The organism is Nodularia sp. UHCC 0506, from assembly GCF_034931045.1.
Lineage (GTDB): Bacteria > Cyanobacteriota > Cyanobacteriia > Cyanobacteriales > Nostocaceae > Nodularia.
In genome coordinates this window covers 1-9,998 of record NZ_JAYGHH010000012.1, presented here as the reverse complement: position 1 = coordinate 9,998, position 9,998 = coordinate 1, and the positions used below count along the sequence as shown (strand labels likewise).

Sequence of the window (9,998 nt, the reverse complement as noted above, 5' to 3'; positions counted from 1 at the left end):
AATTGCCGGACTTATTGGTATGTGCAAATTATCGCCTTGATAATAGCTTTAATTTCTTTACAGGTACTCATTAGCTATGCCTATAAAGTCCAAATTTTCTCCCTTATCGCCTCATACACAACATTAATGGCATTACATACAGGATTAACCTTTATTGTACTTTGTCTAGGGATTCTGTGGACTCGTCCAGATAAGGGATTAATGCAGGTAGTCATGAGTGATACCTACGGTGGCTTAATTGCGCGTCGTTTATTGCTGGCCGCGATCGCTATACCATTAGTTTTAGGCTGGTTAATCCTCCAAGGCCAATTAGCCGGAAAATATGGTTCAGCTTTTGCTTTATCGCTGTTTGCCATCATCTTAATTGTAATTTTTACCATTTTTATCTGGCAAAGTTCAGCCGTAATTACACGCCTGTGTCGTCAACATGATGAGGCGCAAAAAAAACTCCGGGCTTATGAAGCAAAACTCAGAAGTTTTGTAGATGCTAATGTGATTGGGATTAAGTTTGGTGATGTGTATGGGGGTATTCATGAAGCAAACGAAGCCTTTTTACAGATGATTGGCTACACCCGTGAGGATTTATTAACAGGCAAGTTAAGTTGGCAAAATATCACACCACCAGAGCATTTATACTTAGATGAGCAAGGAATCGCTGAAGCCCAAGGAAGTTCTAACGGTGCTTGTACTCCCTATGAAAAAGAATATATTCACAAAGATGGTAGGCGGATTCCGGTTTTAGTCGGTTACGTCTTGGTAGGCGAAAATCGTGAAGAATCAGTGGTATTCATTCTCGACTTAAGCGAACGCAAGGAAGCAAAACAAAAAGTAATACAGCTAAACAAGGATTTACAGCGCCGCATTGCTGAATTACAAACTTTATTTCAAGTCATCCCCATTGGTATTGGCATTGCTGAAGATGCGGAATGTAAAACTATTAGAGCTAACCCCTGTTTGGCTCAACAATTGGGGGTATCACCAGATGATAATGCCTCCCTGAGCGCGCCCACTCCAGAAAGACCGACTAATTTTAAAGTTTACCGTGAGGGTAGAGAATTATTACCGGAAGAACTACCCATGCAGTACTCTGCTGCTCATGGAGTGGAAATTCTCAATTGTGAACTGGATATAGTCCATGACAATGGCACAGTCTTGAAGTTACTAGAACACGTCGCGCCGTTATTTGATGAAGAGGGTAACAGCAGAGGTAGTGTTGGCGCATTTATAGATATTACCGAACGGAAGCAGGTAGAGGAAACAATCCAAAACCAGCAAAAATGGCTGGAAGATGTCTTAAACATGATGCCTCTACCATTACTATTTATTGAACCAGAAAAGGGGCGGGTAATCTTTGCTAATAGAGCGGTGGATGAATTAGCTGGAGGTGAGTTTCCCAAGGGTGTACCAGTGGAAGAATATCACACAGCATATTACTGTACAGATACGGCAGGAAATCGCATCCCTAATGACCAAATGCCAGGGGCGCGGATAGCCCGTGGAGAACGTTTGGATGGATTAGAGATGGACTGGCACACGACAGAGTTTGTACGCTCTATAAGAATATTTTCTAATATCCTCCCAGCAATGCACGGTCATCCAGCTACCTCTGTAGCAGCTTTCCAAGATATTAGCAATCTCAAGGAAATAGAAAAAGCTAGAACATTAAATTATAAAAGGTTACAGCTGCTATTTAACACAGCTAGCGATTTGTTATCCAGTCAGCAGCCATTAGCATTGATTCACAATTTCTACCAAAAACTGGCCGAGCAGATTGGTTTAGATGTTTACTTTAACTATTTAGTTGAGGAAAATTCTCAGGTAATGCGCCTAGCATCTTTCACAGGCTTTTCTGAGGAGATTGCCAAAGAATATGAGTGGCTGAATTTGGGTCAATCAGTGTGCGGTACTGTAGCCGCAGAAAGTTATCCGATATATATAGAAAATGTTCAGCAATCCGATGATCCCAAAACAGCATTAATTCGGGATTTAGGAATTACAGCTTATTATAGTTACCCATTAAGAGCATCAGAACGGCTTTTGGGTACTCTTTGTTTTGGTAGTCGCAGTTGCGATCGCTTTAGTGAAAATCAAAGAGGTATGATGCAAGCCGTTTGTGATCAAATTGCGATCGCTATGGAAAGAGCAAGTTTAATTGATTCTTTGCAGCAGCAAACTGAGCAATTACGAGCAGCTAACCGGATGAAGGATGAGTTTCTGGCGATCTTGTCTCATGAGTTGCGATCGCCTCTCAATGCTATTCTCGGCTGGGCGCAGTTATTGCGATCGCGTAAACTCAGCGATATTCAAATAGCACGGGCGATGGAAACTATTGAACGCAATGCGAGGACGCAAACCCAATTGGTGGAAGACTTGCTAGATATCTCCCGGATGATTAGAGGGCAGTTACATCTTAATGTTTGTACTTGCGATTTGGTTCCTTTAATAGAGTCAGCCATTGAAACAGTCCATCTAGCCGCCCAAAGCAAAGAAATTGATTTGAGATTTTCCTGGATTCCTTCTCTAGAAATGCAGCAGAATCGGGCAAGATTTTTAGTTTCTGGTGATATTGAGCGTTTACAACAAATCATCTGGAATTTATTATCTAATGCGATCAAATTTACACCTACTGGCGGCAGGGTAGAAATTAGCCTTTCTGTGAGTATTAATCATGGTCAAGAATTACCCAGAACCATGACTAGCTATGCTCAGATTCAAGTTAAGGATACAGGTATTGGGATCAAGCCGGAATTTCTCCCTTATGTTTTTGACCGCTTTCGTCAAGCCGATAGTTCTAGTACGAGGTCTTATGGCGGCTTAGGATTAGGTTTAGCCATAGTTCATCATTTAGTAGAATTGCATGGCGGGACTATCCATGTAGATAGTCTGGGTGAAGAGCAAGGCGCAACTTTTACAGTTAAGTTACCCCTGTTATTGCAAAGAGAGGGAGTTATTTCTGATTCAGATAGTCCGAACAATGTAGATTTTGCTCATTTGTCCCCAATTCCCTCTCTTTTAGGTGTGCGGGTGCTGGTTGTAGATGACGAGATTGACACTTGCGATTTTATCAATACCGTACTGCAACAGTGTCAAGCTGAAGTTAAAGCAGTAAAATCGGTTTCAGAGGCATTACAGGTGATTTTAGACTGGAAACCAGATGTTTTAGTCAGTGATCTTGCTATGCCAGAAGAAGACGGTTATTCTTTAATTCGGAAGGTGCGATCGCAACCACCAGAAAAAGGCGGTAAAATTCCCGCCGCAGCATTAACAGCTTATGCTAGAGCAGAAGACCGGACAAGAGCTATTCAAGAAGGATATCAGCTACACTTACCCAAACCCATTGAACCGGCTGAGTTAGCTACAGTGGTGGCGAGTCTTGTAATTCGTAATTCGTAATATTTCCTGCGGAAACGCTACGCGAACGTAATTCGTAGTTCGTAATTCGTAGTTCGTAATTCGTAATTCGTAGGATTTACGCAAAAACCTCTCAAAACCTGATTTCTCTGTTTACTCTGCGCCTCTGCGGTTCGTTTTTCCCTGAATTATGCGTAAGTCCTAATTCGTAATCATATAAGCTATATCATAGCCCCCTCTTCGCTTGCGGGGTTGGGGGTGGGGTTCTTGTTCCTCACTAAACTAGAAAACGCTATATTGCAGTCTTATCAGTTTGTGCTTGGAGAATTATTATATGTCCTTTGTGCCGTTACATATTCACAGTGATTACAGTTTACTCGATGGAGCCAGTCAGCTACCGGAATTGGTCGATCATGCGATATCTTTGGGGATGAAGGCGATCGCTCTCACCGATCACGGTGTTATGTATGGTGCGGTAGAATTAATTAAAATTTGCCGTAGTAAAAGTATTAAGCCAATTATTGGCAATGAAATGTATGTGATTAACGGCGATATCACTAAACAAGAACGCCGTCCTAAATATCATCAAGTCGTTTTAGCTAAAAATACTCAAGGTTACAAAAATCTAGTTAAAATTACCACAATTTCTCACCTCGAAGGTGTCCAAGGTAAAGGCATTTTTTCTCGTCCTTGTATTAATAAAGATTTACTCCAACAATATCGGGAAGGTTTAATAGTCACCAGTGCTTGTTTAGGTGGAGAAATCCCTCAAGCTATCCTTAGTAATCGACCAGATGCAGCCCGGAAAGTTGCTAAATGGTATAAAGAAATATTTGGTGATGATTATTATTTAGAAATTCAAGACCACGGTTCCCAAGAAGACCGTATTGTTAATGTTGAAATTGTTAAAATTGCGCGGGAATTAAATATTAAATTTATTGCTACTAACGATTCTCATTTTATCTCTTGTTTTGATGTCGAAGCACACGACGCTTTACTATGTATTCAAACTGGACAGCTAATTAGTGAAGATAAACGGATGCGTTATAGCGGCACAGAATATCTCAAATCTGCCGATGAGATGAAGCAGCTATTTCGTGACCATTTACCAGATGATATCATTGCCGAGGCGATCGCCACCACTGAAGAAGTAGCCGATAAAGTGGGAGTTTATAATATTATGGGTGATCCTCAAATTCCTACCCCACCCATTCCCTCTGGTCATACACCCGACACTTACGCCGAAGAAGTAGCTTGGAACGGATTATTAGAAAGGTTAAATCGCAAATCCCGCAGCGAAGTTGATCCAGTCTATAAAGACAGATTGGAATATGAATTAAAAATGCTGCAAACAATGGGTTTTTCTACATACTTTTTAGTCGTGTGGGATTACATCAAATTTGCCAGAGATAATAATATTCCTGTGGGGCCTGGTCGGGGTTCTGCGGCTGGTTCTTTGGTGGCTTATGCCATGAAAATTACCAATATTGACCCCGTACATCATGGCTTACTCTTCGAGCGATTCTTGAACCCAGAACGTAAATCAATGCCTGATATTGATACGGATTTCTGCATTGAAAAACGTGATAAAGTGATTGAATATGTAACTGAAAAATATGGAAAAGATAGAGTTGCTCAAATCATCACATTTAACCGTCTTACTTCCAAAGCTGTATTAAAAGATGTTGCCAGAGTCTTGAATATTCCCTATGGGGAATCAGACAAAATGGCGAAATTAATTCCAGTAGTGCGGGGTAAACCCACCAAACTGAAAGTGATGATTTCGGATAAAACTCCAGCCCCGGAATTTAAAGAAAGATATGACAATAATCCCCATGTGCGCCATTGGCTAGATATGGCTATCCGCATTGAAGGAACTAACAAAACCTTTGGTGTCCACGCAGCCGGTGTAGTAATTTCTGCTGACCCTTTAGATGAAATTGTACCGCTTCAGAGGAATAATGACGGCTCAGTGATTACCCAATATTTCATGGAAGATTTGGAATCAATGGGTTTGTTAAAAATGGATTTTCTAGGGTTACGCAACCTGACCCTAATTCAAAGGACAATAGATTTAATTGAAGAAACTAAAGGCTATCGCATTGACCCAGATGAAATTACAGGTCAGGAAAGAAAAGCGCAAAAAATTCTAGCCAAAGGTGAACATAGTAACCTACCCAAAGATGTTAAACAATCCTACGAACTTTTAGAAGCTGGGGAATTAGAAGGAATATTTCAATTAGAATCTTCGGGAATGCGTCAGATAGTCCGAGATTTAAAACCTTCTAATATTGAAGATATTTCTTCAATTTTGGCACTGTATCGACCAGGCCCTTTAGATGCTGGATTAATTCCCAAATTTATTAACCGCAAACATGGTCGAGAAAAAATAGATTACCAGAGTGCTATTTTAGAACCGATATTAAATGAAACCTATGGAATTATGGTTTATCAAGAGCAAATCATGAAAATTGCTCAAGATATGGCTGGGTATTCTCTAGGACAAGCCGACTTGCTACGCCGCGCAATGGGTAAAAAGAAAGTTTCTGAGATGCAGAAGCAGCGAGAAAAATTTGTAGATGGTGCGGCTAAGAATGGCGTAAAAAAACAAGTAGCCGATGAATTATTTGAGCAAATGTTGAAGTTTGCCGAATATTGTTTAAGCTATGATACAGAGATTTTAACAGTAGAATATGGCTTGAAGCCCATTGGGGAGATTGTCGAAAAAGCAATTGAATGTAATGTATACAGTGTTGATGGTAATGGTAATGTTTATACTCAACCAATTGCACAGTGGCATCATCGGGGAGAACAAGAAGTATTTGAATATACTTTAGAAGATGGTTCAACGATTCGCGCCACAAAAGACCATAAATTTATGACTACTGACGGGCAAATGTTACCGATTGATGAAATATTTGCACAGGAGTTAGATTTGCTGCAAATTTAGGGTAATGAGGAATTTAGACCTTGAATTACCCCAAATCTGTTTTTGTAGGGTGTGTTGTCGCGTAGCGTAACTTCGGTGCGTTATCACAGGTTTTTTAACTTGTGTGTACACCGTAGCTTCCTAGTCCCCAATTCCTACTATTTAGAAAGGTATGTCATCCGGGTCTGGTTCTTGCTCTTTCACTGGAGGATAATTGGTGCGCTCAAGATTTTGGGGTGGGGGTGTGGGGACGAAATTTGTCGGCTGAGGTGCAACGCTAATGGGTGTTGTAGCCGGTGCGGTGACTGGATGGATATTAGACGATGGCACTGCTGGGGATGGCGATTGTACGGGTGTTGTGGTGACTGATGGTGATGGGTTAAAACCACTTCCCAAAGCTTGAATCTGCTGTACTGTTAACTCAGCGCGTTTTTCTTTAAAACCTTCTTGACGCTCAACGGTATTCATTCCTAAACGTCCGGCTAAAAGGACGTGATCGCCTATATGATAATTTTGCTGAATTTCTGTAGCCATATTCCCCCAGCCCACCACTTTTAAGGTAACTAACTGGTCTTCTGCGCGCTGAGAATTAGGAAACTGCACCAACATTTCCGTGATGGCTAAGTTCTCGGCAGTGTAGCGTAACTGTGGTTCTTGAATGATTTCTGCCATTAAAACGCAGCTATTCATTAAATCCTCCTGACTGTAAAAATACTGTGTGGGAAATAAGGGTTTTATTAGCTAAATATTTGTAATTTGCCTGAATAAATTCCTGACAACACTTTCAGCTTGGGTCTTTTCTAGCATAAAAGCCAAGCGATCGCTTTGAACAGTATTTAGGATACTATTCGCCACTTCGCCTGACTGAAACGAGCATTGATTTCTGCATGAGTAGTACAAGTATACCATTAGATAGCAGAAAAAATACTGCAAATTAAGTTTTGACATGGACTGGAAAAATCCCCAAGCCAATCAACCGCCCCGGAAGGTCGCGTAAAATAGGCAACCGTAACCAAACCGGAGGCTTAAAAGTCTGCTGTGATTTGAGAACGGGGGCTAAGACTCGTTTCTGAATTAAAGCCTGAAATCCTTGAATAATCCGGGTAGGTAATTCCCGTTGGCGTTGCACTTTGGCTAAATCACTCAATTCAATGTGTTTGTTTTTCAGTGGTTGACTGAGAATATTAGCCGCTACGACAGCATCTTGAATGGCATAATTAATGCCCACTCCCCCCACTGGGGACATAATATGAGCCGCATCACCTATGAGTAACAGTCCTGGACGATACCAACGTTTAACGAGGCTGGATTCTACACAGAGAAAGAATACCTGTAACCAATCTTGTAAATGGTCTATACGGGTGCTTAAACTTGGCACAACTTCCACAACAGATTTTTTAAATTCCTCCAACCCAGCAGCGCGAATTTGCTGATAACCACCTTTAGGAATCACATAAGCAAGTTGCCACTCATCACCACGATCCAGCATAGCCACAATCCGACCTTGAGCAACGTTTCCTATACCTCCCTCTGGGTCTTCTGGCTGATGAGGTAAACGGAACCAGAGAACATCCATTGGCGGCGATGCTTGAATAGATTCAAAACCACCTTGTTGTCTTAAGCGTGAGTGACGACCATCTGCACCTACTGTCAGTATAGCCCTGACTTCATGCCAGCCGCCGCTTTGCCGATAGCGCACACCTTGAATTACACCATTTTCCGCAATTAATTCCTGCACATTTGCACTCATAACTAAGTGAAAATGCGGATATTTTGCCGCTTCTTGGGTGATGAACTCCAGGAATTTCACCTGGGGCATCATGGTGATGTAGGGGTAACGGGTTTTGAGGTGGCTAAAATCCGCTAAGGTGACGGTATCTTCAGGAGTGCGAACTCTCACACGGTGCATTTTTGCATGAGGTAATTGTAACAGGCGATCGCTTAACCCCAACTCCTCCATAATTTCCATGACAGAGGGGTGAATAGTATCCCCCCGAAAATCGCGGTCAAAATCTTTATGCGCTTCTAACAAGGTTACAGAAACGCCCTGACGTGCTAAAAGTAGAGCCAAAACCGCCCCGGCTGGCCCAGCACCGACAATACAACAATCGGTAGTTGTTACGTCTAAAATTTCATGGGCAGGATTTTCAGTTAATTCGGTAGTCATGATCAAACCCTTCCTAAAAGTTTAAGGTAATTGCACTTTTGTCAAGAGGAAGCAGCAAAAGGGGACAAATCTAGCTAAGAATCTTTTTGGTAGAGATTTAAAAATCCTAATTTTTGATTTTATTTTGCCAGAAAATATTTTATAGGATCATCCCCCTAACGTTTGTCCTCTAAGATTTTCCTGCTAACTGATGTTTTTCGCCTCTTCCAGGCTTTGATGATTCCGTAATTAGCATGAGATTTGAGGTAAACTTTTTACTAATTAGAAGTTGTATAATAATTTCTATCAGTGAATCAAAAGATACTATACAAGCTATGACACCTCAAAATATTGAACTCAAGGTAGAACATAAAGATTTGTTTAGTTTCGCCCTTGAACAGTCAGGAGTACCTCTAGTTAGTTATGTAACTATTTGTAATCATGATTCTTCGCCTTTAGAAGGCGCAATATTAGAAGTAGCTTTATATCCTGATCTTGGAGAAGCAGTATATATAAACATTCCCAGACTTCATGGAGGAGATGAGCATAAAATTGAGGTTATTGATATTAGATTACCGCCTGGCAGACTGGCGACAACTTTAGAATCTGAAAGAATTGTCTTAGAATGTAGCGTTAAGCAAGGCGATGAAACTCTTGCAAAATATAAAAAAGAAGTTACATTATTAGCCTATAACGATTTTAATCTAAGTAACTTATACTTCTATTTAGAATTATTGGCTTGTTTTGTGACTCCCAATCATCCTGTAATTATGCAGGTACTTAAACAAGTTAGAGAAGTATTAAAAACAAATACAAAAGATAATTCTTTATCAGGATATCAAACCGGAAGCCCTGAAAAAGTTTATAAAATGACCAAAGCTTTATATGAAACATTCAAAGAGTTGGGAATTTCTTATATTAACCCACCAGCGTCTTTTGATAATTATCAAAAAATTAGATTTGCGGATCAAGTATTACAAGACCAAATGGGAACTTGCCTTGATTTATCAGTATTGGCTTGTTCCTGCTTAGAACAGATAGGTTTACATCCCTTATTAATTATTGTTAAAGGTCATGCTTTTATTGGAGTTTGGTTACAAGAAGAAAAACTTAATAACGGCCTCATTATAAATAATATATTGCAATTAATTAATTATTGTAAGTCTCAAGCTTTATTAGTCTTTGATTCTAGTTCTTATGCAACGTATCCACAACCTAGCTTTGAAGAAGCAATAGATAAAGCTTTATCTTATCTGAATAATACTCCCTTAATTGGAGCAGTGGATATTATTAACTGTCGTAATCATCATAAACCTTATAAACCTTTACCAATTCGGATGAAAGCAGTTGAAAACCCTGAACTAGAATATGAAGAAATTACCAGTTTAGCTAAACAAATTTTAAAACAAGCTGCATTAACTCAGAAAAATGGTGAAGTTGAACCATTTACCCCAGAGAAACCAAAAGAAAAGTTACCAGACTCAGTTGAAAAGCGGTTTCAGAAATGGAAAGCCAGTTTACTAGATTTGTCCGCAAGGAATAGATTATTGAATCTTGCTAACTTGGATGTGA

5 protein-coding genes are annotated in these 9,998 nt (G+C 40.3%); 3 read left to right on the top strand and 2 right to left on the bottom strand.

Going from position 1 to position 9,998, the window contains the following annotated elements; translation table 11 throughout:
• The coding region (locus tag VB654_RS10030) for an ATP-binding protein (RefSeq protein ID WP_323213578.1) at positions 1-3,393 on the top strand (3,393 nt) is incomplete at its 5' end.
• Between the two features lie 292 nt (positions 3,394-3,685).
• On the top strand, positions 3,686-6,301 hold the full coding sequence (locus tag VB654_RS10025) for a DNA polymerase III subunit alpha (protein ID WP_323213577.1): 2,616 nt from the start codon (positions 3,686-3,688) through the stop codon (positions 6,299-6,301).
• Between the two features lie 141 nt (positions 6,302-6,442).
• Here the strand turns inward: VB654_RS10025 and VB654_RS10020 are convergent, their stop codons facing one another.
• Together VB654_RS10020 and VB654_RS10015 are read right to left on the bottom strand one after the other, a co-directional pair.
• Complete coding sequence (locus tag VB654_RS10020) at positions 6,443-6,970, bottom strand: single-stranded DNA-binding protein (RefSeq protein ID WP_323213576.1); 528 nt, start codon at positions 6,968-6,970, stop codon at positions 6,443-6,445.
• A gap of 244 nt (positions 6,971-7,214) precedes the next feature.
• Positions 7,215-8,447, bottom strand: coding sequence for an FAD-dependent oxidoreductase (locus VB654_RS10015; RefSeq protein ID WP_323213575.1), 1,233 nt, complete (start codon positions 8,445-8,447; stop codon positions 7,215-7,217).
• A 314-nt stretch (positions 8,448-8,761) separates the two neighbouring features.
• On the opposite strand from VB654_RS10015, the gene VB654_RS10010 reads away from it, so the two are divergent.
• Positions 8,762-9,998: hypothetical protein (locus VB654_RS10010; RefSeq protein WP_323213574.1), on the top strand; the 1,237-nt coding region annotated here is incomplete at its 3' end.